We start from the raw sequence: 26,404 nt of genomic DNA on the forward strand, positions 1-26,404 counted from the left end.
CTCCCGCAGTCCGGCCAGCGCCCGGTGGGCGCCACGACGCACCCGGCCGTGCCGCCACAGTGACCGGCCGCACACCACCAGCACCGCGCACAGGGCGGGGATCGCCGCCTTGCCGGCCACCTCGTCGAACGGCACCGCCGTCGCCGGGCAGACATCGTGTGGACGCCCTCGACCCTCGCACGTCACCCCACCCATCTCTACAGTGATGTAGATTCCGTCTGGGCCGCCCGTGCCTCGGAGAAGGAGCATTGCACCCATGTTCGGACTGAGCGAGCTGGCCGTCATCCTCATCGTCGTCATAGCCGTCCTCGCCGCCAAGAGGCTCCCGGACCTCGCCCGCTCCGCGGGCAAGTCGGCCCGCATCCTCAAGGCCGAGGCCCGCGCGATGAAGGAGCGGGAGGACGAGGCGCCCCAGGGGCCCGCGGCCCCCCGGATCATCCCGGGGGAGGCGGTGCGGCCGCCCACCACCGGATCCGGGCCGACCGGACACACGGGCGACACGCCGCCCGAAGGCCGGCCGGCCCGCTGACGGGGGACCCCGCTCACCGATGGGGCCGAAGGTCCCTCGGTCGGGGCCGGGCGGCCCGTGGCGTCTCCCTCCGGCCGGGCACACGCTGATCCCGGGGGCACCGAAGCCGCCGCTCGGCTGCGGCGGCCGGCACGAGAGGAGACGGGGCGATGACATCCACCACCACTCTGACCGCGGGTCTCCCGGCCGCGTACCGCGACGTACTGATGCGGCACGCCCGCGAGGTCTCCTTCGCGGCCGGGGTGCGCCTGTTCGAGGAGGGACGGCGCGCCGACCGGTTCTGGATCGTCCGGACCGGAACCGTCGCCCTCGACCTGCAGGTCCCCGGTCACCGCGCGGCCGTGATCGAGTCACTGGGCCACGGCGAGCTGATCGGCTGGTCCTGGCACTACCCGCCGCGCATGTGGCACCTGGGCGCCGAGACCACGAGCCCGGTGCGGGCCTGGGAGTTCGACGCGGAGGCCGTGCGGGCCCTGTGCGACGAGGACCCGGAGTTCGGCCGCGTGATCGCCGTGTGGGTCGGCCGGGTGGTCGCCCAGCGGCTGCACGTCACCCGGGTCCGGCTGCTCGACCTGTACGCCCCCTACGGCAGCGGAAGCAGGTGACGACCGTGAACGGCGGCCCGTACCCCGTGAGCGACGTCATGACGCGCGCCGTCGTGGCCGTCGGCCGCGACACCCCGTTCAAGGACGTCGTCCGGCTCATCGAGGAGCGGAAGGTCAGCGCGCTGCCCGTGCTGGAGGGCGAGGGGCGGGTGGTCGGCCTCGTCTCCGAGGCCGATCTGCTGCCCAAGGAGGAGTTCCGCGACAGCGACCCCGACCGGTTCACCCGGCTGCGCCGGCTCTCCGACCTGGCCAGGGCGGGCGCGCTGACCGCCGGGGAGCTGATGAGCGCCCCCGCCGTCACCGTGCACGCCGACGCGACCGTCGCTCAGGCGGCCCGTGTGATGGCGCAGCTCAAGCTGAAGCGACTGCCCGTCGTCGACGACGAGGGCCTGCTCCAGGGCGTCGTCAGCCGGGTCGACCTGCTGAAGGTCTTCCTGCGGACGGACGAGGAGATCGCCGAGGAGGTCCGCCGGGAGATCGTCGCCCGCCTCTTCCCGGCCCCGCCCGGGCCGGTGGGGGTGGAGGTGGCCGACGGGGTCGTCACCCTCGCCGGCCGCGTCCGGGACACCTCCCTGGTACCGGTCGCCGCCCGCGCGGTGCGCGCCGTCGAGGGAGTGGTCGACGTCGAGTTCCGTCTCACGGACGGCACGTCCGAACCGCGGCGCGACGGGGCCGCCGGCTGAAGGACGGGGCCCGTCCGGGTGCCGTTCCCCTCGTACGGGGAACCTTGCACTCATCGGACCGTGCGGAAGGAGCGGCGATCATGCGAGCTCACCTCGGCGACCACCTCGTCATCGGGAGTCCGGCGACCGGCTCCGCCCGGCGCGACGGCGAGATCGTCGGACTGCACCACGAGGACGGCACACCCCCGTACGACGTGCGCTGGTCGGACACGCACGAGGTGTCGCTGGTGTTCCCCGGCCCCGACGCCCGTGTCAGGCCCCCCGGGCACGGGCCCGACCCCGGCGACATCGGCCGGCGGGTGGCCGCCGAACGCGAACGGCGAGGTCTGAGCCGGGAGGAGACGGCCCGCCGCGCCCGGATGTCGCCGGACTACCTGGCCTACCTCGAGGAGCACCCGGGCGATCCGAGTCAGGCGACCCTCGTCCGGCTGGCCGGGGCGCTGGACACCAGTGTCCGGGCGCTGCGCGGCGGTGGAGCCGATCTGCCGCCCGGCCGCGGCGCGGCGCTGCTGCACCCGGAGCTCCACGACCTCGCACCGCAGGAGTGCCGCGCCCTGCTCTCCACGCACGGTGTGGGGCGCGTCGCGGTGACGACGCCCGAGGGGCCCGCGGTGGTCCCGGTGAACTACGAGGTCGTCGACGACGCGATCGTGTTCCGGACCGCCCCCGGCTCGGCGCCCGCGGCGGCCGTGGGGTCGGAGGTCGCCTTCGAGGTCGACCACCTGGACGAGGCCATGAGCCGGGGCTGGAGCGTGCTGGCCGTCGGCCCCGCGCGGGAGGTCACGGCGCCCGACGAGGCACGACGGCTGGCCGAGGGCGCCCACACCCTGCCGTGGGCCGGGGGCGAGCGGGAGCTGTGGGTGTCGATCCGGCCCGCCCGGCTCACGGGACGGCGCATCACGCCCGCCGGTCGCTGACGGACCCGGACGCCTCCGTGCTCCTGGCCGCCTCCCGGCCCCGGACCTCGTACGCGCCGTCGACGGCACCGTGGTCGCCTTCGCGGCGGACGGGCTTCCCTCGGAGACCCGCTCCGGCCGGGGCGTGAGCGTCACCGGGCGGACCGCCGTGGTGAGCGGTCCGGCCTCGTGGACGCCGCTGCGGGGGACGGTGTTCGCGCGCGTCGAGGCCGGGACGGTCACCGGACGCGAGTGCGGGGACCGGCGGCGGCCGGGCGATGGGCCGCGGCGTACGGCCGACGCGGCTCGCCGCGTGCCGTCAGCGGCCCTCCTGCCGCAGCCGGTCCTGGACCTGGGTGGCGATGACGGCGGCCTGGACGCGGCGCTCCACGCCGAGCTTGGCCAGCAGCCGGGAGATGTGGTTCTTGACCGTCTTCTCGGCCAGGTACACCAGGATCTCGCGCTCCCGGTCGGTCAGCCCGGGCAGCGCGTCCGGCCGCTCCTCCTCCTTCCGCGGTCCGCCGCGCAGCCGGGCCATCAGCCGGGCGGTGGCGCTCGGGTCGAGCAGCGACTGGCCGCGGGCCACCGTGCGCACGGCGGACACCAGGTCGGAGCCGCGGATCTGCTTCAGCACGTACCCGGAGGCACCGGCCATGATCGAGTCGAGCAGGGCCTCCTCGTCGTCGAACGAGGTCAGCATCAGACAGGCCAGGTCGGGCATGGCCGAGCGCAGCTCGCGGCACACGCTCACCCCGTCCCCGTCCGGCAGCCGTACGTCCAGGACCGCGACCCGGGGGCGCAGGGCGGGGACGCGGACCAGGGCCTGCTCCGCGGTGGCGGCCTCGCCGACCACGGTGATGTCCGGTTCGTCGTTCAGCAGGTCGTGCACCCCTCGCCGGACCACCTCGTGGTCGTCCAGCAGGAAGACCCGGATCGGGCCGCCGGGTCCCGGCTGCTCGCCGTCCGTCATCGATCGCTCCTCGTTCCGCGCTCTGTGATCGTCCACGCCGTCCGGGATCCCCCGGCCCTCACATCGTGCGCGATCCGGGGACGGGAGGCCAGGGCCGATCGGCCCCAGCGCCCCGGCCGGGGCCGGCGGCGGGGCGGTCGGCACGGGCGCGGGAGCCGGTCCGGTGCGGGGACGGAACCCGCCCTCCCGGACGACGGGCCGGCCGTCCCACGCTCCGGCGGCGGCCGTCATCCGTCCGCGACCGCCAGGCTCGCCCCGTACAGGGAGCGTCCGCCGACGAGCTCGCGCCCGGTGACCAGCTCGGCCTCGACGCGGACGAAGACCTCCCGCGCCGAGGGCGCCCAGGAGACCGGTCCGGTGCGGGCCAGACGGCGGTGTTCGGCGGGGTCGGTCACGACCGCGGCCGGGCCCGTCACGACGACGCTCCAGCCGGAGTGCCGGGCGGCGTCGACGTCGTCGGCCTCGAAGGCGACCACCGCGCCGTCGACCGCGCGGACCAGTTCCGAACCGGCGGCGGTACGCAGCAGGACCGCTCCGTCGGCGTCCAGGCGGAAGTTGACCGGCAGCACGGCGGGCAGGGCCCGGCGGGTGAAGACGATGCGGCCGACGGGCACCCCGGCCATCAGCCGCAGGCACTCCTGCCGTCCGAGTTCACGGAAACCGTCGTCGGGGTACATCGCCGGCCCCTCCTTCGCCTGGTGCAGTGGTCCTGCTCCCTTCCACCTTGGGCCGGGCACGACCGGAAGGTGAGGGCCGACGGTCCCGTTCCTCCCGGCGAACGGCCCGGACACCGCCGCGCCCGCTTCACGCCGCGGGAGTCACGAGGCCTTCGGGAGCGCGGTGTCCGCCCCGCGGACGGCCGCGGCGAGGACCGCTCCGATCGCCCGGGCCCCCGAGGCGTTGGGATGCAGGGGCGCGGCCGGACGGGTGGGGGGCAGGCCCTCGATGTAGCGGTCGGCGGGGGCGGCGCAGATGTCGTGTCCGATCCCCGGGGTGTAGGTGTCGACGAAGGTGGCGCCGTGTTCCTCGGCCGTGCGCCTCAGTGCGTCGCTGAGGTGGTCGACCACGCCCTGGAGGTAGGTGGCGTCCTGCTTCCAGAAGGGCTGGGCGGGATGGCAGCCGCCGGGACGGAGGTAGTTGCCGTAACCGACGACGAAGACCCTGGCGTTCGGCGCGCGCCGGGCGATCTCGTCCAGCACGGTGCCGAAGACCGGCGCCCAGGCGTCGATGCGGGCCCTGACCTCGTCGGTGCCGTCCGCGGTGTTCTCCTGCGCGCAGCTGGTGCCGTAGGGCTCGGGCAGGACGTTGACGCAGCCCAGCGCTTCGGCGAAGACGTCGGTGTCGTTGCCGCCGATGGTGACGCTGACGATGTCGGTGGCGGGCGTCAGCGCGTCGTACTGGGGTGCGGTGCCCGGGTGCTGGGGCGTGCTCAGGTGGTCGGCGGTGGCGGCGGAGCAGGTGACGTCGGTGAGTCGCGCGCCGAGCTCCTCGGCCGCGACGCGCGGGTAGCCGGACAGGGAGCGCAGGCACATCGGGTCGGCCGGATCGGTCGGCGGCACCAGTGGGGCGGCCGCGTAGGAGTCGCCGAGCGCGACGTACCGCGGTGGTTCGGCCGTGGTCGACACGGCCGTGACCGGTGGCGCGGCCGACAGGACGCCGGTGGCCAGCGCGGCGGCCAGGGCCATGCGCAGGGTCGTCTTCAAGGACGCCTCCGTCCGGCGGGTCGGGATGTACGGGTCCGCCTGGCGATGAGCATGCCCGAACGGGCATGCCTCCGCACGGCGGGCCGCGGCCGGCTGCTCCCGCTGGATGACGGCGTGCGGCGCGGGGCCCGTCGACGGGCCCCGGCACGGTCCGGTGCGGTGGTCACTCCTCATCGTGCGAGGACGAGGAGGTGAACTCCGGTGCGCTCCGGCGGACGTCCACGCACGGGGCTCCGGCTCCGGCGGAGGAACGGGCCCCGGCGGCGCGCCGCCGTGCCGGGGCCCGGGACGCGCCGGCCGTGTGAGCGGCCGTCACCGTCGGCGGCACGGTGACCGGCCCGTGGCACCGGCCCGACCGCCGCCGCCCCGAACGGTGGCGCGACGCGTGCGGCGCCACCGGACGACGACTCTGGCGCCCCGTCACGGCCGCGTCCGTCGAGAGCCGCACCGCCGCGGGGCGGGCGGGGGCGCTCAGCCGGAGGGGAGAGGTCCCCGGCCGTGACGCGTCGAGGGGACCGTCTCCTTCCGGCGGTCCGTCCCGGCGTCCCGTCGACGGCCGGTCACCCCGGGCGCGGACACCGGATCACGCGTCCCAGGACATCGTGACCGGCGCTCCCGCCGTCCGCACGCAGGCCGACTCCCCGTCCGCGGCGTCGGCAAACCCGTCCGCGCCCTGCGACGGGCGGCGCCGCTGCGCGGCCGACGGGCCTCTCCCGGCTCCCGTGCGAGCCGTCGAGGCCGGCGTCGGCCGGCCTCGGCAGGAGGGTCGCCTCCGGTGGGTCAGTGGTGGGGGACGACGGCCACGGGGCAGTCGGTGTACTGGATCACGGCGTGGGTGACCGGGCCGGTGCGCGGCATCCCCGGGCGGTCGGTGAGCCGGTGTCCGACGACCAGCAGTTCCGCACCGGACGCCGCCTTCACCAGGGCCCTCGCGGGCTTGCCCTCGGCCACGGTCTCGAGAACCTCCACGTCGGGGTACTTGTCGCGCCAGACCTGGAGCACGGCGGAGAGGAAACTCAGCCATTCCCCGGCCCGCTGCGGATCGCCCACCAGGCCGATCTCGCCCGGCCCCAGGGTGAGCGGGTCGGGCGCGCGCCAGGCGTGCAGCGCCCTCAGCCGGGTCCGGCGCCGGCGCGCCGCCTCGAAGGCGAACGCGATCACCTCGTCGCACGGCTCCGTGACGTCGACACCGAGCACCACGTCCCGCCGGCCGGCGCCGAACGCCTCTCCCTCCGTGCCGGCCCGTACGAGGACGACGGGGCGGGTGGCCTGCGCCACGACTCCGAGCGCGACCGAGCCCACGAGCAGCCCGGTGACGCGGCCCAGCCCGCGCGAGCCCAGCACCAGCGCCTCGGCGTCGCCCGCCGCCTTCACCAGGGCGGCGGTCGCCGGTCCCTCGACCTGCTCGTCGTACGGCCGCGCCTCGGGGCAGGCGGCCAGGACGCGTTCCTCCGCCGCCCGCAGGACTCGTCGCGCCCGGCACCTCTCGGCCGCGTGGGCGATCTCCGTCCCGTCCTGGCGCGGGTGCCAGTTCCGCACGTGCAGCAGCCGTAGCGGCCGTCCGCCGCGGACGGCCTCGCGGGCCGCCCACTCGGCGGCGGCGAGGCTCTCGGGTGATCCGTCGACCCCGACGGCGACAGGTGAGAACATGACGTACACCTCCGGAAAAGGCCCTCTCCCCCGATACCAGGGTCACGCGGACGGCGGCGACCGGAACAGGGGCCACCGGGTCCACACGGGGGGGCCATCGGGCCCATGTCCCCCGCCGGCCCACGGGACGGCCGCCGGGGTGGTGCGGTACGACCGCCGCCGGGCGCCGTGCGTGGTGCGGCAGGGCGTGGCTCGTCCGGCCGACCGGAACGTGGGCGGGGACGCGCCGACCGCCGCGCGCGCGAACCGGGCCCGTCCACCGGCTGCTCGTCAGCCGGTGTGGTTCAGGCGGTGTGCTTCAGGCGGTAGGAGCGTGCGACCGCGACCACGCAGCCGGCGACCAGTGCCGCGGCCCAGCCGCCCGGACCGCGCGGCAGCCTTCCCTCCGTCGTGTGCGTCTCCGCGCCGCGCGGCGGCACCTGTCCCTCCGGGGCGTGGACGACGGCCGGTTCGCCGCCCGGCCGAGCGGACCGCCCGCAGTCCCGCCGGATGCGGACCTCGAGCAGTACGCCGTTCCGGCCGGACGCCGAGCAGAGGGAGCGGTCACGGCCGAAGACGGCCGCCGGGCCGCCCCCGACCGACGTCACCGCCCCGGCCTCCCCTCGCCCCCGCTCCGCCGGCACCACTTCCACAGCCGCCTGCGGAGCCTGGAGCGCGAGGCACACACCGAGCACGGCGACCAGGCCGATCAGCGCACGGCCGGCCCGCACCAGGCCGAGATAGCAGCAGAGCGCGGCGGCACAGACCAGGCCGGCCTCGCCGTCGGCCAGCGCGGGCACGCCGTACCAGACACCGGCGACCGCGGATCCCACGATGGCGGCCGCCCCGAGGATTCCCGCGAGAAGCCCCTCTCCGACCAACCGCCACGGCGGAAGACCGACGAACTCCGCGGGCCCCCAGACCATGGCCCGCACGTGCGCCATCAGGTGCGGTTCGGGTGGCGGCGGAGAAAGGCGCGGTCGGCTCATACGTTGCTCCCCCTCGTCCTCTCCACGTCCACGGCGGCGTCCTCGCATCCTGGCACCGGGCCCGGACGGTCCTCACTGCCCTCAGCCGGATGAGCGCCCGCCTCCCACGTTGCCGGGTTCCGGCAGACAGCCGCGGCGGTCTTTGGCCCCGGCCCGCCCGGGCGGGCGGCACCACCCGGGCGCCGTCACCACGGCCGGTTCCGCGGTGGGGCTTCACCTCCACACCGGCTGGCGGACTCCGAGCAGACGGTTGAGGGCGAGGCCGAGAACCGTGACGAGGACGACGGCGAGGGCCATGGTCAGCAGTTCAGTGGCCGAGGTGAGAATGCCGAGACTCACGATGAGCGTGGTGGCGCCGGCCGGTGGATGAGGGGCGGCGAGCAGCTTGAGCACCAGCGCGGTGAGCGCGACGGACAGGGCGGCGGCCCCGATGCGGGCGGCCGTGACGCCCTGCTGGATGACGGGTGGGGCGTCGGTGAGCCCGAACAGGGCCAGGCAAGCGACGCCCGCGAGCAGGGCCGCCCCGTGTCCGACGAGACTGTTGCGGGGCGCGGAGGCGGGCTGGCGGGGGGATTCGAAGAAGAGCATGACGGTCGGGCCGAGGCTGGGGAAGAGGAACGGCTGGTGTACCAGCAGCCCCACCAGCCCGCACAGGGCCAGGACGGTCCCGCAGAGGGCGCAGGCGTAGGCGCCTGCTCCGATCCGTCCCATGCGCTCTTCGGCGGCCTGGAGGAGCCCTCCCGGTGGCTCGCTCATGGAGCGGCCGTCGAGGCGATCAGGGCCTGGGGGGCGGCTTGTTTGATGCGGGTGTTCAGCCACCTCAGCTGGCGCCGGGTGTCGGTCTTGCACGTGTCCACGACGTTCAGCAGTTCGCGGTCGCGTGTTCCCTGGGCCGCCTGGCCGAGGACGGTCCAGGTGATGTCGGTGAAGGAGGCCAGCGTGTAGAGGTCCTGCAGGTCGCGCAGGAGACCGACGCCGCCGGAGCGGGTGCGGGACAGTCCGTCGGCGTGCAGCCGCTCGGGCTCGTCCTCGCGTTGTTCGCCGTAGCGCTCGGCGAGCGGCGCGAGTCTGTCGACGTGTGCGTCGCTCATCCGGGCGAGGGTGTGGCAGAGGGAGTGCACGTCCGGTTCGGCGGCGTGGCCGTCGGCGACCTGGCGGAAGGAGTCGGCCAGCGTCCGGGACGCGGTGTGCTGCAGGCCGATGTAGGTGGCGAGGTGCATGGGGATCAGTCCTCCGTGCCGGTGGCGGACGCCGTGGGGCCTTGGGGACCGGGCTGCTCCGGTGAGGCTTCCGGCCGCCGCGGGGGCCGCGGCGGTGCGGTGGCGTCCAGGTGCTCGTGCACGTCCGCGTCGGGGCCGCCGACGGTGGCCGGGACCGCGTCCGGGTCGGCCGGTGCGGACGCCGTGGTGGTGGGGGCCGGGGACGGGCCGGTGGCGTCGGCGATCCTGGTGACCCTGACGGCCCCGGTCTTGTACAGCGGCTGTTTGGAGACCGGGTCCCATGCGGTGATCGTCAGTTCGTTCGCCGCGCGCGGGCTGCCGTCGGGTGCGGCGCCGTCGGTGCCGGGCTGGTCCCCGTAGCCGTAGTGGAACGGCGCGAAGACCACGCCGTCGCGGCCGCGGCCGATGCGCGCCGGGGCCCGCAGGACGCCCCTGGGCGACTCGAGCCGTACCAGGTCCCCCTCCCGCACCTCGAGCCGTGCCGCGTCGCCGACGGACAGCTCCACCCACATGTCGGGGGCGGCGCGGCGTAGTTGGCGGGACCGCCCGGTCTTGGTGCGGGTGTGGAAGTGGTAGACGGTGCGGCCGGTGGTGAGGACGAACGGGTACTCCTCGCTCGGGCTCTCCGGCGGCGGGACGTAGGGGGCGGCCTTGAGGAACGCGCGGCCGTCGGGGTTCTTGGCGCGGTACTCACGGGCACTGAACACCCCGCCGGTGAGCAGGTCGTGGCCGTAGGTCTCGCAGTCGTCCGGACGGGTGGGGAAGTCGGCGTCGGCGTACAGGCGGTCGGTGCCTTCGGGGGCCTCCTCGTTCACGGGCCAGGGGATGCCGCTGCCGCCGCGCAGTTTGCCGTACGTCAGACCGGTGTAGTCCACGAGGCGGCCGCGGGTGCACTCCTTCCACGCCTCGAACGCCCCCTGCGGGTCGGACCACTTGATCAGCGGGGCCCCGTCCTTGTCGCGGAAGTCCATGCGCCGGGCGTAGTCCAGCCAGATGTCCAGGTCGCTGCGGGCCTCGCCGGGCGGCTCGATCGCCTTGTCCGACAGGTGCACGGTGCGGTTGACGTTGGTGAACGTGCCCTGCTTCTCCCCCCACAGCGCGGCCGGCAGGACGACGTCGGCGTAGCGGGCGGTCTCGGTGAGGAAGCCGTCCTGCACGACGGTGAAGAGGGAGTCCCGCTGGAGGATCTTCCGGATGCGCGGCAGTTCGGGCAGGGAGACGGCGGGGTTGGTGCCGGAGATCCACAACAGGCCGACCGACCCCTGTTCGCAGTAGCGCCAGATCTGCAGGGCGTGCGTCGGCGGCGACCAGTGCGGAATGGTCATGGGATCCACGTTCCACAGGTCCGCCAACTGCCGGACGTGGTCGGGGTTGTCCCAGTTGCGGAAGCCCGGCAGGTCCCCGTCGGCTCCGCATTCCCGGGTGTTCTGGGCGGTGGGCTGGCCGTTCATCTGCAAGACGCCGCAGCCGGGGCGGCCCAGCATCCCGCGCAGCAGGTGCAGGTTGTTCACCGCGCACGAGGCGGCGGTGGCCTGGTGGGACTGGTAGAAGCCCTGCAGCACGGTGGACAGCACCCGCTCGGAGGTGCCGAAGATCTCCGCCGCGCGGCGGATGTCGTCGGCCGGGACCCGGCAGATGCCGGCCGCGTACTCGGGGGTGCAGGGCTCGACGGTGGCCTTCAGCTCGTCGAAGCCGAGCGTGTGCGCCGCGATGTACTCCTCGTCCAGCCGGCCGTTGTGGACGACTTCACGGATCAGCGCGTTCATCAGCGCCTGATTGGTGCCCGGCAGCGGCGCCAGGTGCACCCCGCCGGTGGCCCGCGCCGCCTCGGCGACCTTGGTGGTGCGGGGGTCGACGGCGACGATCCGCGGCGGATTCGGTCCGTGGATCCGGTCGAGGACGCGCATCCACAGCACGGTCTGCGTTTCGGCCATGTTGTGCCCGAACAGGAACACGGCGTCGGCGGCCTCGATGTCGCTGTAGCTGCCCGGCTGTCCGTCCGAGCCGAAGCTCTCCTTCAGCGCGGCCGCCGCGGTCGCCGTGCACAGGCGGGTGTTGCCGTCCATGTGCGGCGTGCCCAGCCCCGCCTTCCCGATCACCCCCAGGGTGTAGTACTCCTCGAGGAACAACTGGCCGGAGGTGTAGAAGGCGTGGCTGAGCGCCCCGGCGTCGGTCGCCAGCAGGCGCCGGGAGCGCTCGACGATGCGGCCCATCGCGGTATCCCAGTCGCTCTCGACCAGTTCCCCGCTCCCGTCGCGGACCAGCGGGCGGGTGAGCCGGTCGGTACGGCTCCACTGCCACGAGCCGTACAGCCCCTTGGGCCCCAGCCGGCCGTGGTTGACCGTGTCGGTCGCACGGCCCCGGATCCCCACCATGCGGCCGTCCTTCACCGCGATGTCGCAGCCGCACCCGTTGCTGCACAGCACGCACGCCGACTGCACCCACCGGTCCACGTCCTCCTCGGCCAGGGACGCGTCCAGACGGGTGTCGACGCGCACGGGCCAGGGCGTGTCCCGCGCGTGCGGGGTGCGCGCGCCCCAGACATCTGCGATCCGGTCACTCACGGGCTGCCTCTTCCGGTCGGGTGCGTCCACGGACGGCAGACGTGTACCCGCCCGCCGGCAACCGCTACCAGGAGATGCGGGAAGCCGCCTCTTCCGGGCGGAAGGCGGCCGGCGAGCGCGGGCTTGGGGGCCGCGTGATGCGGCGCACCGCCCCGGATCACCGTTCCGCGTCCTCGTCCGGCCGGGCACGGCCGGGTCCGCCGAGTGGCGTGCCGTCGCGTGCGAGACGGTCCGCGAGCGCGTCGCCGAGCAGCAGGTTCCGGTCGAGGCCGTGGGTGCGGTAGGCGGTGCGGGCGATGATCTGGCTGGTGATCGGGGCGGTGAACAGCTGGAACAGGGCGACGAGCAGCAGCGCCGGGGCATGGCGGCCGGGCATCTGCGCGGACGCTCCGACGAGCACGAGGACCAGCCCCAGGGTCTGTGCCTTGGCGGCCGCGTGGAGACGGCTCATGGTGTCCGGGAAACGGACCAGCCCCAGGGCGCCGAGGAAGCAGAAGGCCGCGCCCGCCGGGAACAGGACGGCGGTGACCGTGTCCAGCAGGACGCTCATCGCATGCCCTCCCGCTTCTCGATCAGGTGGGCGGCCGTCACCGATCCGATGAAGGCCAGCAGGGCGAGAACGACGAGCACGGGGATCGCGGTGGTGTCGTCGCGCGCCGCGGAGCCCACGGCGGTCGCGGCGATGGTCATGGTCACGAGGACGTCGAGCGCCATGATCCGGTCGAGGGCGAGCGGACCGCGTACCAGGCGCAGCAGTGTGACGATGCCGGACACCGCGATCACGGTCAGTGTGATGCCGTACAGGAGGGTCATGGTCGCCTTCCTCAGGGGTCGTCCCGGGCGTCGTCCGGCCGGGCGGGGTTTGGCCCCGGGTCCTCGACGCCGCGGCGGTGGCCGACCGCCAGCGCGATCCGGCGCTCCATGGCCTGCACCTCCGCCCGGCGGTGAGCGATGTCGCGCCGGTCGCGGACCGGCAGCGCGTGCACGTACAGGCGCTTGCGGCGCCGGTCGATCTCGACGACGACGGAGCCGGGGGACATGGTGGTGAACTCCGCGACGGCGGCGATCAGCAGGTCGCTGTCGACCCGCAGGGGCACCTCGATGATCCCGCACGACACTCTCCTGCCGTGGCGGACGACCTGCCAGGCGACGGTGCATCCCGACTTGACCAGGTCGGTGAGCACATGGATCAGCAGTCGTCCGATCCGCAGTGGTTCGGGCACGGCTCCCGGCAGGACCGCGGGCAGCGGGAAGGAGAGGACCACACCGACGGCGACGAGCAGGCCGCCGACGAGGATCACCGCACTGGTGGCTCCCCACAGCAGGATCCACAGCAGCCAGAGCCAGACGATCATCGGTACGTGGCGCAGTGCCGGAAGGACCCGGTCCGCACGACGGTTCCCGGAACGGGTCACCGCTCTCCCCCCTCCAGGACGGCGGACCGGTACTCCCGCGGGTGCAGCAGGTCCTCGGCGGCCCGCTCGCCGATGCGGGCGAGCGGACCCGCGCACACGGCGACGGCCACTCCGGTCGCCGCCATGCCGGCCGTGGCGGCGAGCATGAGCCGCGTCCCGCGCGGGCGGTCGCCCCCGACGCCCGGTGGACTCTCCGGACCCGCCTCCCGACGGTCCGGTGGCCTTCCCATGAAGGCCGCCGTCCAGACGCGGGTCATGGCGTAGAGGGTCAGCAGACTGGTGAGCAGGGCGGTTCCGGCGAGGGCGTAGGCGGCCGGGGTGCCCTGCGCGACAGCGGCCTCCAGCAGGGCCAGCTTGGCCACGAAGCCGGAGAACGGCGGAACGCCGGACAGGCTCAGGGCGGGGAGGACGAACAACGTGACGACGAGCGGTCCGGGACGCGGCCGCCCCGCCATGCGGTGCAGCGCCGCCGTCTCCGTGCGGAACACGGCCAGGCCCGCGACGAGGAACAGCGCCGCCTGGACGACGATGTGGTGGACGACGTAGAGGATGGTGCCGGTCAGCCCCCGGGTGTCGAACAGGGCCAGCCCGAACAGCATGAATCCGATGTGGCCGACGAGGGTGAAGGACAGGAGCCGGTTGAGGTCGTCCTGGACGAGGGCGCCGAGGATTCCCACGATCATGGTGATGATCGCCGTACAGGCCAGCAGGATCCACACGCCCGTGCGGGGGAAGAGCAGCGTCTGGGTGCGGAGCAGGGCGTACACGCCGACCTTCGTCAGCAACGCGGCGAAGACGGCGGTGATCGGCGCGGGAGCGGTGGGATAACTGTCCGGCAGCCAGAAGTGGAGGGGGACGATCGCCGCCTTGATGCCGAGGACGGACAGGAGCAGCAGGGCGAGCGCGGAGCGCAGGCCGTCCGGCAGCTCCGCGAGCCGCGCTCCGAGCTGTGCCAGGGTGACCGTGCCGGTCGCCGCGTACACCAGGGCGACCAGGGAGAGGAACAGCAGCGACGACGTCAGGCTGACGATCGTGTACGTCATCCCCGCGCGGGTGCGGTTCTCGTCCCCGTCCAGGGTGATCAGGACGTAGGAGGCGGCGAGCATCACCTCGAAGGCGACGAAGAGGTTGAACAGGTCCCCCGTGAGGAACGCCAGGCTCATGCCCGTGACGAGTACCAGGTAGGCGGGGTGGAAGACCACGGCCGAGCTGCGGCGTTCCTCCGCCACGCCCTGGCCGACGGCGAAGAGCAGTACGGCCAGGGCCACCAGCGCCGACACGGTCAGCAGCAGGGCCGACAGCCGGTCGGCCACGAGGGTGATCCCGAGGGGCGCGGGCCAGCCGCCGACCCGCAGGGTCTGTGGTCCGTGCCGGTCGGCCAGGACCAGGAGAGCCGCCCCGCAGCCGACGACTCCCGCGAGAACGCCGACGCCGAGCCCACGCGTCACCGGACGGGACAGCCGGAGCAGGGGGACTCCGGCGCCGAGGGCCGGCAGCAGTACGGGCAGGGCCGGCAGCACCGCCGTCATCGCTCTCCTCCCGGCGCGGTACCGCCTGTCTCCCGGTCCGCGGCGGAGCCGGCCTCGGCGCGTTCGCGGACGGTGCCGATGCGCCGGTCCTCCACGTCGTCGCGTACCTCGTCGTGGCCGGTCATGCGCCAGGACCGGTAGGCCAGAGCCATGAGGAAGGCCGTGAGGCCGAACGTGATCACGATCGCGGTCAGCGCCATGGCCTGGGGCAGCGGATCGGCGGTCCCCGCGGGATCGTCGATCCTCCCGTCCGGCACGGGGGGCCGGCCGGGCGTGCCGCCGGCGACCAGGAGCAGCAGGTTGGTGCCGTGGCCCAGGAGAATGAAGCCGAGGACGATCCGCATCAGGGAGCGCTGCAGCATGAGGAAGAAGCCGACGGCGAACAGCCCGCCGATCACCAGGGCCATGGTCACGTCGATCGTGTTCACCGCGGGCCTCCTTGTTCCTCGTCCTCGGCCGTGGCCTCGGCCTCGTCGGCCTCGGCCATGTCCTGACCGAGTGAGACGCCCACCGCCGACAGCAGTTCGAGAACGACGCCGACGACGAGCAGATAGACGCCGACGTCGAAGAACAGACTGGTCGCGAACTTCACCGTGCCCACGACCGGCGGATGAAGTGTCACCACCGTGCTTTCCAGGGGCACGCCGCCGAGGAGGAGCGGGAACGTCCCCACCGCGGCGGCGAGCAGCATCCCCGAGCCCGTGACCACGCTCGCGGGCACGCGTACGGCCGCTCCGAGATCGGCGCGGCCGCCCACCAGGTACCGCAGTACCAGCGCCTGGCCCGCCACCAGGCCGCCGGCGAATCCGCCGCCGGGACCGTAGTGCCCCGAGAACAGCAGGAACAGCGACAGCACCAGGATGGAGGGGAACAGCAGACGGGTGGCCACCTCCAGCAGGACCGACCGCTCGCCGCCCGGCCGCTCGGGTGCGCCGGGCAGCCAGGTCCGCACCGGCTCGTCCCAGTGTGCCGTCGGGGACGGGCCGCCCGGTCCGCCGCCGGGAGTTCTCGCATCGCCGCGCCCTCCCACCCGGATCAGGCTGACGGTGCCGACCGCGGCCACCAGCAGCACCGAGATCTCACCCAGCGTGTCGAGCGCGCGGAAGTCGACGACGATCGCGTTGACGATGTTCTCGGCGCCGGCCTCCTCCATGCGGTGCGCGTATCCCGACGAGATCGCCGGAGCCGTGCGCGCGGCCGACGCCACCAGCGCGAAGCAGGTGACGAGGACACCGACCGCACCGGCCGCCGCCGCCCGTACCAGGCGCACCCGGGTCATCGTCCGGCCGGGGCTGAACCGGGCCGGCATCCGGCGCAGCACCAGGACCACCACGACCAGCGTCATGGTCTCCACGAGGAACTGCGTCAGCGCCAGATCCGGCGCGCCCCGCACCAGGAACATTCCGGCCACGCCGTAACCGACGGCACCGGTCAGCAGGATTCCGGTCAGCCGGTGCCGTGTGCCCACCACCGCGGCGGCCGCCGTCAGCACCACCACGGCCAGGAACGGTTCGACGGGGGACCACCACGGCAGCGGGGAGCCCAGCGGCGGCGCCCCGGCCGCCAGCGCCGCGCCGGGCACCACCACCACGGTCGTCAGCAGCACCACCAGGTAGAGCGGCAACGAGCCGACCTGGGTGTGCCGGGTCACGGTCAGGGCCAGCCGGTCGGCGGCCGCGAGCGTGCGGTCGAACGCGCGCTGCGCATCGGGCAGAAGCGCTGTGACGGGCAGCGAACGCCTGCCCAGGTGCACCAGCCCGCCCAGCGCCAGTGTCAGTGCCGACAGGCCCAGCACGGGCGTGAAACCGTGCCACAAGGACAGCTCGTACGGCCCGTGGGGACCCGGGGGGTAGGCGTCGGCGTACGCGGCCGCGAGGGCCGCGGTCCCCGCGTAGCCCACGCCCAGGGCCAGGCCCGCGCCCGCCAGTACGGCCACCGGCGCGACGAAACCCGCCTCGGGGCGCTCCGCCCGGCGCGCCGCCCCTTCGGGGGGCCCGCCGAAGGCCCCCTGCACGAACCGTGCGGCATACGCCACGGTCAGCGCGGAGCCGATCACGAGCACCACCGTCAGCTGCCGATGTCCGTCGAGTCGGGCGTCGCCGTACAGGAACGCCTCGAAGTACGCCTCCTTGCCGAGGTATCCGACCAGTGGCGGAATCCCGGCCATCGACGCGGCGGCGAGCGCCGTGACCGCGAAGAGCACCGGCATGCGACGCCCGACGCCCGACAGTTCGCGGATGTCCCGCGTCCCCGCCCGGTGGTCCAGGATCCCGACCGAGAGGAACAGCGCCGACTTGAACGCCGCGTGCGCGAGCAGCATCACCGCCCCGGCCAGGGCGGCGGTCCGCGTCCCGGCCCCCAGCAGGGTGACGAGCAGGCCCAGTTCACTGATGGTGCCGTAGGCCAGCAGCAGTTTCAGGTCGGTCGCGCGCAGCGCGCGCCACGCGGCCAGCACCATCGTGGTCAGGCCCACCGCGAGCACCATCGGCCGCCACGGGGCCACCTCCGCCAGGGCGGGCGCCAGCCGGGCGACCAGGTACACCCCGGCCTTGACCATCGCGGCCGCGTGCAGATAGGCGCTCACGGGTGTGGGCGCCACCATGGCCGCGGGCAGCCAGCCGTGCAGGGGCATCTGCGCGGACTTGGCGAACGCCCCGATCAGGACGAGCACCGCGGCGGCGGACACCGCGCCGCCCCGCGGCGGGTCGGCGAGGATCGCGGAGATCCGGTACGTCCCGGCCGTCCACCCGAGCAGGACCAGACCGAGCAGCATGACCAGGCCGCCGGCCACGGTCACCAGCAGTGCCTGCCGGGCGGCGCGCCGCTCGTTCTCCTCCTCCCCGCGTCCCGCGATGAGCAGGAAGGAAGCGACCGTCGTCAGCTCCCAGAAGACGTACAGGACGAAGACGTTGTCGGCCAGTACCAGGCCGGTCATCGCTCCGGCGAAGGCGAGCAGCAGCGCGGCCTGACGGGCGGCGTCCCGCTCGACGTAGTAGCGGCAGTACAGCAGGACCAGGGCTCCGACGCCGGCGACGACCCACAGCATGAGCAGGGACAGCGGGTCCAGCCGCAGGTCGACCGTCAGTCCCAGCGACGGGGCCCACGCCAAGGTCTCCCGGTACTCCCCGCCGTCCAGGACGCGCGCGGCCCGCGTGCCGGCCCAGGCCACCGTCGCCAGCGGTACGAGGGCCGCCACCGCCCACACCGCACGGCCGAGTCTCGGCTGCCACCACGGGATGGCCACTGCGACCGCCGCGTAGGCGGCCAGCAGGAACAGCACCGTACCAACTCCTCCGCGAAGCCTCGGCCCGCCGACGCACGACGCTCGGCTCGCCCTGCCCGGTCCCAGGAGCCCTATCCCGGCCGACGGCCGGCGGCACCCGGTGTGGCGGCGGTCAACCCCTCCGGTGCGGCAGACGGACGTACCGCCTGCCCGGACCGGGGAGCCCGTGGCCTCCTCGTGCTGCTCCGCCGGGTCCGCGCCGTACGCGGTGACGCCCCTGTCGACGGCGCGGCCCCGACGTGCGCGCCGAGTGCGGGAGGCGGCAGGGCTCCGGCGTGCAGGAGACCTGTGGCGGACCCGCGGCGGGGCGCTCCACGCGAGGTCCACCGGCGCGGCCGGGCCCGGACCGGTCAGGACGGCCGGCCGCGGCTGCCCGCGGGCTCTCCGGGAGGCCACCGGGCGGCGGACGGGAGTGCGCGTGTCCGGCGCGGCGAGGACGGTGCAGGTCGAACGCGGGAGACGCGGACCGGGTCCGGGGCAGGGGCGGGATCACGCCGTCGTGCCGCGGGGGTGGTCACGGGACCGCCCGTTCGAGGAAGCGGCCGAAGCCCCCGGAGGGCGTCGACGGTCCTCGGGGGGTCACCGGCCGGCACGGGTCTGTCCCGGCGGAGCGGGCCGGGTCAGGTGTTGAGCCGCCAGATGGCGAGGTTGAGGGCCGCCGCGTACAGCACCCACAGCGCGTAGGGAACGAGGAGGAGCGAGGCGGCCTGGCTCCTGCGCCGGAAGAGGAACATCGTGGTGCCGAGCGCGGCCAGCAACAGGCAGATGTCGAGGAACGCGAGGCCGTACCGGCCGGCGCCGAAGAACAGCGGCGTCCAGGCCAGGTTGAGGGCGAGCTGCGCGCCCCAGAAAACGATCTCCTTCCTGGTCCGCGCCAGTGGCCGGTGGCGCAGTACGAGCCAGGCGGAGAAGGCGATGGTGGCGTACAGCACCGTCCAGACCGGGCCGAACAGCCAGGAGGGAGGGGCCCAGGCGGGACGGTCGAGTGAGCGGTACGTGCTCGCCGAGTCCGACGCCGCGAGGCCGCCCAGGGCGGCCACCGCGTAGCAGACCGCGAGGAGCAGGATCAGGATCAGGAACGACCTGCGCGAGGCGGAGCGGGGCCGCAGATCCTGGTCGGGTGGGGCTGCCGTCACCTGCTGTCTCCTTCCGGCGCGCCGACGGTGTGGCGACCGGGTGCCCGGAACCCGCCGTCCGATGCGGCCCGTGGTGCGACGGCGTCCGCGCACGCCCGTGCCCCAGCCGTCCACCGGCCCGGCCGGCGTCCGGCGGAGGTGTGCCGTGCCGGACGGCCTCCGGCCTTCCCGCCTCGATGCCGGCCGGTTCCCCACGGCACGGCTTCGCATCCTCCGCCGGGAGCCGCTCGACGGGGCCGAGGAGGGGCAAAACGGTTCGCGCACGCCGGGAACGACCACGGCGGCCGTCGCGCCGGACACCACCGGGGCGGGCGAAGGGGTGACCGGTCGGTGTCCGGTGCGGAGCCTACGGGCCCGCGGACGGTCCCGAAGCGGTCGGCCGGCACGCGCACCGCCCTGCGCGACGAGGCGACGATCCGGTCCCAGGTGTCGGCCGGTGTGACCGTGACGACGTACACGGCGCCGCCGACCACGGCGGGAACGGCGGTACAGGTGAGCCCGGCGGCGACGGACCGGTTCGTCCTCGCCCTGACCGGCCACCGGTGCAGGGGGGGAGCAACGCGGTGCCGAGCAGGGCGAGCAGCACGGGCACGACGGCCGTCCGCAGCGTCACGCACACCCGGACCCCGGCGTGGCCGACCCCGGCGGCCGGCAGGATCACGGCGCACCTCAGCGGGCCCGCGGACTCGGAGCAGGCCGGGAAGGCACGACGCCGCGTGCCCTTTTACGCGCCGAGCACGTGTCCCGCACAGCACCACGGGTACCCGGTCGGCCCGCATTCCGTACCAGTGGCACACTCCGTTCGAGGAGATGACCCGGATGCTCGTTCTCGGACTGCTCCTCCTCGGGGCCGCAGGAGCCTTCACCGGCTTGGTGATCGCCGACAACCTCTCGGGCGGCCCCGAGTACACCGTGTCCGTACTCGGTCAGGACATCGTCACCATGAACACCCTGGCCGTCTTCTGCTCCGGCCTGGCTCTCGCACTCATCTTCTGCGCAGGCCTGGGCGCGGTGGCGAGCACAGCGGTTCATCGCCGCCGTGAGCGCCCTCGCACGTACGCGGCTCACCAGGACGGCCCCGGCCGGTGAGACGGGCTCGGCCGCCGGCGAAGCGGGAGGCGGCCGAGCCGACGGTCCCGCCCCGCGTGGGCACTCACCCGCGCACGGCTCGCGGCCTCGCGGGGACTGGTCCGCGAGCCGCTCGTCGGGCCGTGCCCGCTGCGGGCCCCGAGGAGCCCTCAACCGTGACGGCGGCGTGGACACCGCACCCCGGCGGTCGTCGAGCACCGCCACCGCGTCACCGGCCGTCGTGGAGACGTTCCCGGGCCGGACGGATTCGACGACCTGGTCCACGGCGGCAGCGATCCGGGCCTCCGCCGGACCCGCCGGTCCCCACTCCTCCCCCACCCATGTGGTCGCAGTCCGGGGCCCGACGCCCCGCGGCGGGGGACGGCGGCACGGGGCTTTCCGCCGCGCCGGGTGTCCCCCGGGGCCGGATCACGCACCGGTCCGGCGGCAGTGCGGCGGAGCACGGTTCACGGTCCTGCCTGCGCCGGCCGCTCGCCGCGCTCCTCGGATCTGTTTCCCCCGCACCCGTGCCCGGTTTCACCGCGGCCGTCTTCACCGCCCATCGCCCGGCCGGGCAGCCGGACGGCTCTCCGGGCCCCCGCGCACCGCGCGTTCGCGAAGCTCATCGGCTGGGGCGACGGACGTGTCACGGCCCGCTTCCCTCGGGAAGCGGGCCCCCTCGTGCCCGCCGGGTCGGGAATCCTCCCGCAGGGCCAGGTGGGTGGTCAGGCCGGCCCTTTCCGCGGCGGTCCGGACGACCGCGCCGGCCCGAGCGAACGACACGTCGACACCGGTGAGGGGCAGGGCCTGTCGGATGCCCAGCAAGGCATAGAGACCGGCGGAGTCGCAGAAAGTGATACCCGACAGGTCCAGCACCAGCAGACCGCCGGTGGAGCGGGCGGCGAGTGCGGTCAGGTCCGCACGCAGTCCGGGGGCGGTATCGGCGTCGAGTTCTCCAGCGAGGTACAACTCGAGCCTCGGCGGAAGGCGCCCCCCGCTTTCCGGACGAACCGACAGCCTCCCCGCCGGGGACGCCTCCCGGCGCTCTTGCCGACGGAGCGGCTCATCGCCGCCCACCGGCGCGGCACCGGCTGTCTCGTCTCGTGGTGTGTGCTGAGGTGGCGGCATCGGCTTTCCGGGGACGGCTCGGCTGTAGATGCCGACCAGGCTTCCCGGCGCTCCAGGAGGGCCGACGGCGCCTCCACGGGCTCAGCATTGCACAGAGCAAAGGTTGAGAACAAGCAAGCTTTTGAGACCCTCGAAGCCGAACGGTGCGGACGTGTCCGCGGGCCCGGCGGACCCGGTGGAGTCACTTCGATCCCTCGTGCGGGCCACCGGGACACCGGCCGGGGCCGCCCGTGCGACCGCGCCGTACCGGACTGCTCGCCGGCCGACGGCCGCGAGGAGAAGCGGGACCCTCGCGACAACGACGACGACCACCGTCGTCGCGGAAGGATCCACCACGCACCGCCCTCCGGATCAGCGCTCGGCGGCTCCGGTTCGCCGGTGGACGGCGGGAATGCCGTCGTGATCGTCGTCGTGGGTCTTCGCCTCGTACGGGCGCCGGAGGAGGGCCGCCAGGACGGCGGCTGCGAGGAACACCGGCCTCCGCCCGTTTCCGTCCTCGGCCCCGGACCGCCGCGCATCGCGTTCCGGCGGGGCCCGTGCGCCGAGGAAGAGGGCGTACGGGCCCTCGGACGCCGACCGGCCTTCCCGGCACGCCGCGCGCCGGGCACAGCCGCCTCGGGCAGGCCGATCACCGACGCGCCGCCTCCGACCCGATCGCCCTTCAGGACATGCCGTCAGGCCGCGTCTCACCCGCTGGAACGAACACGAGGGAGACAGGACGAACGGGCCCGCCCACACCAAGGCGCGAGGTGTGCGCGGGCCCTCCCCCGGCCTTCGGCCGGGGCCGCCCCGGGAAGCCGGGCCGCAGGGCTGCGGTCAGACGGTGGTCTTCACCGACCCCTGGTCTTCGCCGGACTCGTCGTCCGCGATCTCACCGGCCTTGCGGGCGCGGACGTACTCCAGGAAGGAGGCGAGTTCGCGCTTGACGACCGGGGCGAGGAGGTAGAGGCCGATGATGTTGATGACGGCGAGCGTGAACAGCACGGCGTCGGCCAGGTCGATCAGGGTCTGCAGGGTCAGCAGCGAGCCCGCGACGGCGAACACGGTGTAGACGACCTTGTACGTCACCTCGCTGGCCCGGCTGCGGCCGAAGAGGTACGTCCACGCCTTGAGGCCGTAGTAGCCCCAGGTCAGCACCGTGGAGATGGCGAACAGCAGTACCGCGACGGTGAGGACGTAGGGGAACCAGGGCAGAACCGTCTCGAAGGCGTCGGAGGTGATCGTGACGCCGCCGATGTCCTCGCCCGCGCGCGCCTCGCCCCAGCTGGCCGGGTTGGCGATGACGATGGTCAGGGCGGTCATCGTGCAGATGACGACGGTGTCGATGAACGGCTCCAGCAGCGCGACCAGGCCCTCACTGGCGGGGTGCTTGGTCTTGACCGCGGAGTGGGCGATGGGGGCGGAACCGAGACCGGCCTCGTTGGAGAAGGCGGCCCGCTTGAAGCCGATGATCAGCGCGCCGAGGACACCGCCGGCGACGCCCTCGGGGTTGAAGGCGCCCTCGACGATCGTGGCGACCGCGTCCGGGACGGCGGTGACGTTGACCAGGATCACGACCAGGCACGCGACGACATAGATGCCGGCCATGGCGGGCACGAGCCTGCTGGTGACGTTGGCGATGGAGCGGATGCCGCCGAGCAGCACGATGCCGACGAGCGCGGCGATGAGGATGCCGAAGAACAGCGCGCCGGCGGAGGAGCCCATCGCGCCGTCCTCGCCGCCGGTGACGGAGACGAGCTGCGCGTAGGACTGGTTGACCTGGAAGAGGTTGCCGCCGAAGAGGCCGAAGAACAGCACCATGAAGGAGGCGAGGACCGCGAGGACCTTGCCGAGGCTCTTGCCGTTCTTGCCGAAGCGGTCGGCCAGCCCCTTGGGCAGGTAGTGCATGGGGCCGCCGGAGACGGTGCCGTCCGGGTGCACCTCGCGGTACTTCACGCCGAGGGTGACCTCGACGAACTTGGTGGCCATGCCGAGCAGGCCGCACAGGATCATCCAGAACGTGGCCCCGGGCCCGCCGATGGAGACGGCGACGGCCACACCGGCGATGTTGCCGAGGCCGACGGTGCCGGAGACGGCCGCGGTCAGCGCCTGGAAGTGGTTGACCTCGCCGGCCGACCCCTTCTCGTCGTACTTGCCGCGCACCACGTCGAGGGCGAGCTTGAACTTGCGCAGCTGGACGAAACCGAACCAGCCGGTGAACACCAGACCGGCGACCACCAGCCAGGCGACGATGAGCGGAAGATCCGTGCCCCCGACGGGAACGGCGTAGAAGACGACTTCTCCGAGCCAGGTGGCGATGGGCTCGAAGAATCCGCTGACGGCCTCGTCGACGGACTGGGTGACGGAGTCGAGTGACACTATGGCTACCTCGATGGCGCAGGATCCGGTGCACAGCGAACTGTGCCGGGACGGTGTGCTGTCGTTGAGCGAACGCCGTTGTCCGATCGGCGATCCCGGGGCCGCTCCGCGGACTCGGAGCGTGATCACCCTGGTCGTGCGGTCGGCTTGTGCGCCGACGCTCCACCTGGCGGCGAGGGGTGGTGCCACCTGCGGAGTTGCGCAGTTGTACCACGACCTTTACGAGATTTTTAGTGACGCATCTCACATGACCATCAGTAATCGTCAGAAGCGCCAGCAAGCGATACCGGACCGTTATGCGGACAACTCGATCTGTTCACCGGACACCGTCCCGGCACATGGTGACTCCTCACCCGCGCAACCAGCCCCCCATGCCCGGTGGCGGCACGTGATCGCCCCTGCGCCCGAGCCGCCGGACACCTCCGCGCGGATCGGGCCCGCCAGGCTTCGACAGGTCGAGCCGGCCCCGTTCCTCGAGTGGGGTCGAACCCGTTCGAAGACCGCTCGAGGGACTCGCCGAAGACGACGACGGGGATGCCGGCGGCCGGCGGCACGGTACGGGCCATGCGCCGCGCGTCCTTGTCGGCCGCCGAGCGGCGTGCCGTCCGCCGGCGTGACGGCACGCGCCCCATAGTGGATCTTCATGAGCATGGAACCGGTCGACCGGCCTCAGTCGGGGTCCGCGCCCGCCCCTCCCGTCACCGGCTCGCCCGACCGCGTCCTCGTGAGCGTCGGGATGGCCGCCGTCGTCGCCGTGGTCCTGTGGGCCTGGCTCGGCGAGGAGTCCTTCGACAGCGCCTCCTCCACGAGTCTGGCGTGGGTCCTGAGCAACTTCGGCTGGCTGTTCGTGGTCGCCGCGGACGTGTTCCTGGTCCTGTGCCTGGTGATCGCCTTCAGCCGGTTCGGCCGGATCAGGCTGGGCGAGGACGACTCCGAGCCGGAGTTCGGGAACCTCGCCTGGGTCGCGATGATGTTCAGCGCCGGCATGGGCATCGGTCTGATGTTCTACGGGGTCGGGGAGCCGCTCACGCACTATCTGGCGCCGCCCCCGGCGAGCGGTGTGCGCCCCGAGTCCGGCGCGGCGGCGCGCACGGCCCTGGAGTACTCGTTCTTCCACTGGACGCTCACCCCGTGGGCGATCTACGGGATCGTGGGGCTCGCCCTGGCGTACGCCGTGTTCCGCAAGGGCCGCGGCAATCGGCTCAGCGCCGCGTTCGTGCCGCTCATCGGGGCCCGGCGGGCCGAGTCGTGGCAGGGCAGGGCGATCGACCTGCTCGCCGTCTTCGCGACCGTGTTCGGCACGGCGACGAGCCTGGGGCTGGGCGCGCTGCAGGTGGCCGAGGGCCTCGACCTCACGGTGGGGGTGAGCGTCTCCCAGGCCACGGAACTGATCATCATCGCGGCGCTGTCGGCGGCGTTCGTCCTCTCGGCCTTCTCCGGTCTGCACCGGGGCATCAAGTGGCTGTCGACGCTGAACATCGTGCTCGTGGCGGCGGTGATGGTGTTCGTCTTCCTGTTCGGCCCGACCGTCTACGTCCTGGACACGATCCCGGCGTCCGTCGGCGGCTACCTGCAGAACCTGCTGCCCATGGCCACGCGGACCGGCGCCTTCTCCGACCACGCCTGGCTGGGCGCCTGGACGATCTTCTACTGGGCCTGGTGGCTGTCATGGGCGCCGTTCGTGGGGACGTTCATCGCCCGCATCTCGCACGGCCGGACCATCCGCGAATTCCTCGTCGGGGTGCTGCTGGTGCCGAGCGGGGCGACCGTCGTCTGGTTCTGCGTGATGGGCGGTACGGCGCTCCGTCTCGAGTCGACCGGGCAGGCGGACCTCGCGGGCGCGATGGAGGACGGTGTCGAGGCGTCGCTGTTCGCGATGCTGGACGCGCTGCCGATCGGCACGGTCACGTCGTTCATCGCGATGATCCTGGTCATGACCTACTTCATCACGAGTGCCGACTCGGCGTCGCTGGTGATGGGATCCCTGACCAGCCGCGGGGCGCTGCACCCGCCGTCGTGGCTGGTCGTGGCGTGGGGCGTGCTGATGGCGGCGGTGGCGGCGGTGCTGCTGGTGGTGGGCGGGCTGGACTCGCTGCAGACGGCGACGATCCTGGTGGCGCTGCCGTTCGTGGTCGTCATGCTGCTGCTGTGCTGGGCGCTGCTGAGGGAGCTGCGGCAGGACCCCGCCGCGGGCCCCGGCCGTCACCACGCCCTGCACGGGCTGCAGGACGTCGTGCGGACGATGGTCGGCGACGTCGTCGCGGAGCGGGACCGGGCGCGCCACCACCGGCTGCGACGGGCGGCGAAGGCCCGTAGGGACTCCGACGACGGGGCGTGACGCGCCCTCGCGGCACCCGGAACGGTCACCCGGCACCGCGCCTCGGGGCCCCGCCCATGGCCTCCCGGGCCGGAGCGGACGGGAACGCGGCCGGGTGCGAGGTCGCCGTCGTACCGGAGGCGCCCGGTGACGCGCTCGCTCACTCCAAAACCGGTGGAGACCGGTCCGGAACGCGGCCGGGGTCCTGCGACCGCTGCGCGGGCCCCGCCCGCCCCCTCCTTCAAAACCGTCAGGAACGCTCGAAGGCCCTCGGAGTGGGCGCGGTGGCGCCTCCGGGCCCGTGGCGAGCGCCTGCGAGGGCGAAGATCCCCTGTGGGGCGTATGGACGGCGCATGTCGGTGGTATCCGCTGGTGACACGTT

General features: G+C 73.8%; 24 protein-coding genes and 1 pseudogene. 6 read left to right on the forward strand and 19 right to left on the reverse strand.

Annotated features, from left to right (window positions below; genetic code table 11):
* Positions 1-256: 256 nt before the first annotated feature.
* The 4 genes from ADK41_RS17430 (at position 257) to ADK41_RS17445 (ending at position 2,734) form a co-directional block, all read left to right on the forward strand.
* On the forward strand, positions 257-529 hold the full coding sequence (locus ADK41_RS17430) for a twin-arginine translocase TatA/TatE family subunit (RefSeq protein ID WP_030830193.1): 273 nt from the start codon (positions 257-259) through the stop codon (positions 527-529).
* A 149-nt stretch (positions 530-678) separates the two neighbouring features.
* Positions 679-1,134, forward strand: a complete 456-nt coding sequence (locus tag ADK41_RS17435) for a Crp/Fnr family transcriptional regulator (protein WP_030830190.1) — start codon at positions 679-681, stop codon at positions 1,132-1,134.
* Positions 1,135-1,139: 5 nt separating this feature from the next.
* Positions 1,140-1,817 (forward strand): CBS domain-containing protein, encoded by a 678-nt coding sequence (locus ADK41_RS17440; RefSeq protein ID WP_030830187.1) that lies wholly within the window; start codon positions 1,140-1,142, stop codon positions 1,815-1,817.
* Positions 1,818-1,897: 80 nt separating this feature from the next.
* Positions 1,898-2,734, forward strand: a complete 837-nt coding sequence (locus ADK41_RS17445; protein WP_030830185.1) for a pyridoxamine 5'-phosphate oxidase family protein — start codon at positions 1,898-1,900, stop codon at positions 2,732-2,734.
* 298 nt (positions 2,735-3,032) lie between these two features.
* Here ADK41_RS17445 and ADK41_RS17450 read toward each other — a convergent pair whose 3' ends face one another.
* The 16 genes and pseudogenes from ADK41_RS17450 to ADK41_RS43225 form a co-directional block, all read right to left on the reverse strand.
* Entirely contained in the window at positions 3,033-3,683 is a 651-nt protein-coding gene (locus ADK41_RS17450; RefSeq protein WP_053670270.1) for a response regulator transcription factor, read from the reverse strand.
* A gap of 227 nt (positions 3,684-3,910) precedes the next feature.
* A complete protein-coding gene (locus tag ADK41_RS17455; RefSeq protein WP_030830179.1) occupies positions 3,911-4,360 on the reverse strand; it encodes a pyridoxamine 5'-phosphate oxidase family protein in 450 nt (149 codons plus the stop codon).
* Positions 4,361-4,501: 141 nt separating this feature from the next.
* Positions 4,502-5,386 (reverse strand): SGNH/GDSL hydrolase family protein, encoded by an 885-nt coding sequence (locus ADK41_RS17460; protein WP_199822398.1) that lies wholly within the window; start codon positions 5,384-5,386, stop codon positions 4,502-4,504.
* Positions 5,387-6,166: 780 nt separating this feature from the next.
* Positions 6,167-7,036 (reverse strand): universal stress protein, encoded by an 870-nt coding sequence (locus tag ADK41_RS17465; protein ID WP_030830172.1) that lies wholly within the window; start codon positions 7,034-7,036, stop codon positions 6,167-6,169.
* A 284-nt stretch (positions 7,037-7,320) separates the two neighbouring features.
* Positions 7,321-8,004: a hypothetical protein gene (locus ADK41_RS17470; RefSeq protein WP_234318893.1), complete on the reverse strand. Its 684-nt coding sequence runs from the start codon at positions 8,002-8,004 to the stop codon at positions 7,321-7,323.
* A gap of 213 nt (positions 8,005-8,217) precedes the next feature.
* The gene (locus ADK41_RS17475) at positions 8,218-8,760 is read right to left on the reverse strand and encodes an HPP family protein (RefSeq protein ID WP_030830166.1); all 543 of its coding nucleotides are present in this window, start codon (positions 8,758-8,760) and stop codon (positions 8,218-8,220) included.
* The gene (locus ADK41_RS17480) at positions 8,757-9,224 is read right to left on the reverse strand and encodes a hypothetical protein (protein ID WP_030830163.1); all 468 of its coding nucleotides are present in this window, start codon (positions 9,222-9,224) and stop codon (positions 8,757-8,759) included. The genes ADK41_RS17475 and ADK41_RS17480 overlap by 4 nt, the downstream gene beginning before the upstream one ends.
* Before the next feature lie 5 nt (positions 9,225-9,229).
* Complete coding sequence (locus ADK41_RS17485; protein ID WP_051843268.1) at positions 9,230-11,788, reverse strand: molybdopterin-dependent oxidoreductase; 2,559 nt, start codon at positions 11,786-11,788, stop codon at positions 9,230-9,232.
* Between the two features lie 157 nt (positions 11,789-11,945).
* Positions 11,946-12,338 (reverse strand): monovalent cation/H(+) antiporter subunit G, encoded by a 393-nt coding sequence (gene mnhG, locus ADK41_RS17490; RefSeq protein WP_030830157.1) that lies wholly within the window; start codon positions 12,336-12,338, stop codon positions 11,946-11,948.
* Positions 12,335-12,601: a monovalent cation/H+ antiporter complex subunit F gene (locus tag ADK41_RS17495; protein WP_030830154.1), complete on the reverse strand. Its 267-nt coding sequence runs from the start codon at positions 12,599-12,601 to the stop codon at positions 12,335-12,337. Before ADK41_RS17495 ends, mnhG begins: the two co-directional genes overlap by 4 nt.
* 11 nt (positions 12,602-12,612) lie before the next feature.
* The gene (locus ADK41_RS17500; protein ID WP_037804623.1) at positions 12,613-13,203 is read right to left on the reverse strand and encodes a Na+/H+ antiporter subunit E; all 591 of its coding nucleotides are present in this window, start codon (positions 13,201-13,203) and stop codon (positions 12,613-12,615) included.
* Positions 13,200-14,732, reverse strand: a complete 1,533-nt coding sequence (locus tag ADK41_RS17505) for a Na+/H+ antiporter subunit D (RefSeq protein ID WP_030830146.1) — start codon at positions 14,730-14,732, stop codon at positions 13,200-13,202. The genes ADK41_RS17500 and ADK41_RS17505 overlap by 4 nt, the downstream gene beginning before the upstream one ends.
* On the reverse strand, positions 14,729-15,160 hold the full coding sequence (locus ADK41_RS17510; RefSeq protein ID WP_030830144.1) for a Na(+)/H(+) antiporter subunit C: 432 nt from the start codon (positions 15,158-15,160) through the stop codon (positions 14,729-14,731). The genes ADK41_RS17505 and ADK41_RS17510 overlap by 4 nt, the downstream gene beginning before the upstream one ends.
* The gene (locus ADK41_RS17515) at positions 15,157-18,012 is read right to left on the reverse strand and encodes a Na+/H+ antiporter subunit A (RefSeq protein WP_030830142.1); all 2,856 of its coding nucleotides are present in this window, start codon (positions 18,010-18,012) and stop codon (positions 15,157-15,159) included. The genes ADK41_RS17510 and ADK41_RS17515 overlap by 4 nt, the downstream gene beginning before the upstream one ends.
* A gap of 623 nt (positions 18,013-18,635) precedes the next feature.
* Positions 18,636-19,151 (reverse strand): TspO/MBR family protein, encoded by a 516-nt coding sequence (locus tag ADK41_RS17520; protein WP_037804620.1) that lies wholly within the window; start codon positions 19,149-19,151, stop codon positions 18,636-18,638.
* Positions 19,152-19,516: 365 nt separating this feature from the next.
* Positions 19,517-19,824 (reverse strand): annotated as a pseudogene (locus ADK41_RS43225) (AI-2E family transporter); the annotation flags it as partial.
* 146 nt (positions 19,825-19,970) lie between these two features.
* On the opposite strand from ADK41_RS43225, the gene ADK41_RS17525 reads away from it, so the two are divergent.
* Entirely contained in the window at positions 19,971-20,240 is a 270-nt protein-coding gene (locus tag ADK41_RS17525; RefSeq protein ID WP_051843276.1) for a hypothetical protein, read from the forward strand.
* A 531-nt stretch (positions 20,241-20,771) separates the two neighbouring features.
* Here ADK41_RS17525 and ADK41_RS17530 read toward each other — a convergent pair.
* The 3 genes from ADK41_RS17530 to ADK41_RS17535 all read right to left on the reverse strand — a co-directional run bounded on the left by ADK41_RS17530 (position 20,772) and on the right by ADK41_RS17535 (position 23,705).
* Positions 20,772-21,188 (reverse strand): STAS domain-containing protein, encoded by a 417-nt coding sequence (locus ADK41_RS17530; protein ID WP_158717685.1) that lies wholly within the window; start codon positions 21,186-21,188, stop codon positions 20,772-20,774.
* A gap of 510 nt (positions 21,189-21,698) precedes the next feature.
* Positions 21,699-21,821, reverse strand: coding sequence for a hypothetical protein (locus ADK41_RS43940; protein WP_267883150.1), 123 nt, complete (start codon positions 21,819-21,821; stop codon positions 21,699-21,701).
* Between the two features lie 342 nt (positions 21,822-22,163).
* On the reverse strand, positions 22,164-23,705 hold the full coding sequence (locus tag ADK41_RS17535; RefSeq protein ID WP_030830133.1) for an alanine/glycine:cation symporter family protein: 1,542 nt from the start codon (positions 23,703-23,705) through the stop codon (positions 22,164-22,166).
* Positions 23,706-24,348: 643 nt separating this feature from the next.
* Between ADK41_RS17535 and ADK41_RS17540 the strand changes: the two genes are divergently transcribed.
* Positions 24,349-26,043 carry a BCCT family transporter gene (locus ADK41_RS17540; RefSeq protein ID WP_030830130.1) on the forward strand — a complete coding sequence of 565 codons (1,695 nt, stop codon included), beginning with the start codon at positions 24,349-24,351 and terminating at the stop codon, positions 26,041-26,043.
* The last annotated feature ends 361 nt before the right edge of the window (positions 26,044-26,404 follow it).

The sequence above is a fragment of the Streptomyces caelestis genome (assembly GCF_001279005.1).
GTDB lineage: Bacteria > Actinomycetota > Actinomycetes > Streptomycetales > Streptomycetaceae > Streptomyces > Streptomyces heliomycini.